The 1,758-nt window shown below is 60.9% G+C and carries 3 protein-coding genes; 1 reads left to right on the top strand and 2 read right to left on the bottom strand.

The annotated features are described in order from the left end of the window. A partial coding sequence (locus EN884_RS34890; RefSeq protein WP_206617735.1) for a class I SAM-dependent methyltransferase occupies window positions 1-694 on the bottom strand: 694 nt, incomplete at its 3' end. Window positions 695-1,266: 572 nt separating this feature from the next. On the opposite strand from EN884_RS34890, the gene EN884_RS34885 reads away from it, so the two are divergent. Continuing rightward, a complete protein-coding gene (locus tag EN884_RS34885) occupies window positions 1,267-1,557 on the top strand; it encodes a Dabb family protein (RefSeq protein ID WP_027163379.1) in 291 nt (96 codons plus the stop codon). On the opposite strand, the gene EN884_RS38850 is transcribed toward EN884_RS34885, so the two are convergent. After that, a partial coding sequence (locus EN884_RS38850) for a hypothetical protein (protein ID WP_206617732.1) occupies window positions 1,541-1,758 on the bottom strand: 218 nt, incomplete at its 5' end. The two genes, EN884_RS34885 and EN884_RS38850, sit on opposite strands and share 17 nt — an antisense overlap.

Here is a 1,758-nt window from a genome sequence, read left to right as displayed (position 1 = left end):
ACCCGGTGACGCGGCAGCCGATCTCGCGCGCGGCGAATTCGGCGAAGCCGCCCCAGCCGCAGCCGATTTCCAGCACATGGTCCTTCGGGCCGATCCCTGTGTCTTTCGCCAGCGCGCGATATTTGGCGGCCTGGGCGCTTTCCAGGTCGTTGGCGCCGGTCGTGTAGAGCGCCGAGGAATAGGTCATGCTCGGATCGAGCCATTGCTTGTAAAAGGCGTTGCCGAGGTCGTAATGCGCCGAGATATTGCGCTTCGAACCGGTGCGGGTGTTCTGGTTGAACCAGTGGCGGATGCGCTGGACGGTGTTGATCAGCCAACTGGTGCCGCCCGCGATACGCTCGCCAATGACCGAATTGACCACGAACAGCTCCAGGAAGCTGGTCACATCAGGGCTTTCCCAATCGCCGTCCATGTAGGATTCGGCTACGCCGATCGTGCCGCCGGAAAAGGCGCGGCCGGGCAAGCGCCAATTCTTCAGCACCAGTTCGGCATCTGGGCCAGGTCCCTTGCCGCCGACGAGGACGGCGCGGCCGTCCGGCAGCCTCACCTTGAGCGAACCGCGCGGCAGGTTCATCGCCGCCGACAGCACCATGCGCGCTTTCGCCGGCAGACCTTTGACGATCTCGGCGAAATTGAACTCATCGAGCCTGACCGCGTCGCTCAATGCTGCGCCAAAAAGTTCCTTTTGTGCCATCTCGTGCCCCCTGGATTTCCGCGGTGTCGGGGCAGATTGCCGAGCCACGGTTCTCTTGGATCATTCGCCAGCTTCGAACGCCGTTGCCGGTCCCGGGCGCTGACCGGCTCAGTGACGGGCGGGCTCGAATGAAACACGCGCTCTTTTACCAGAGCTTTAGCGCTTCCCAGTGAATCCCTGCGGCGATCTTCCACGTCATGCGGCGAAACTTCAAGAGGCAGGCCGCAAGCGGGGCTGTGCCACGCGGAATGCTTGCGCCAGCGAGAATCCGCTTTTTTGCACAGCAAAGGCCGAGCGCGCAAAAAACGCCTATGGTCGCAGAATTGCTCGTGCGATAGATCTAGCCATGCGTTATGTAATCGTCATTGCCGCCATCGCGTTTTTCCTGATCTGGGATGGCATGTACAATCAGGGCCGCTATCTCGACACAACAGTGAGAGAGCTTAGCCATGTTGTGCGATATGTTACCGGCAGAGCTTAACTCCAGTGGCGGCAGCCGCGACATCCTAGTCGATTGACGCCAACGTCCTGCCGTCACAAAAGACCCCAGCATTTTGATCGAGGAGGCGGGGTTGATCCGGCATATCGTTTTCTTCAGCGCGCGGCGAAAAGAGGATGTCGAGGCTGTGCGCACCGGCTTGCTGGCGCTCGGCAACATTCCTCATTCCAGCCTGTTCGAGGTCACGCTCAACACCAAGGTGGATCCGCTGTCGGACGAGGTCGACGTGGTCGTCTATGCGGAGTTCGCCGATGACGCCGCGCTGGCCGCCTACAAGGCGCACCCGCTCTATGCGCAGACCACCAGCAAGGTCAAACCGATGCGCGAACTGCGCTATTCCGCCGATGTCATTGCCGGAAGCTGATCGAGGCTTTGTCCCAACTGGTGCCTTTTTCGACGTCCGGTGAACTGGCGGGGGCGAAATGGCCGGGATTGCGATCAAGTCTTGAACCGATTTGCGGAATGATGCACATCGCGGCTGCATGACCCGAACCATCACTGGCACTCATCCGCTCGATCACCTGGTGCTGCCAACGCAGAGCCTTGAGGTGGCGCGAGCCCGGCT

The organism is Mesorhizobium sp. M7A.F.Ca.AU.001.01.1.1 (assembly GCF_004022735.1).
GTDB lineage: Bacteria > Pseudomonadota > Alphaproteobacteria > Rhizobiales > Rhizobiaceae > Mesorhizobium > Mesorhizobium ciceri.
The sequence above is the reverse complement of the archived record's forward strand: the minus strand, read 5'-3'. Positions and strand labels throughout refer to the sequence as shown.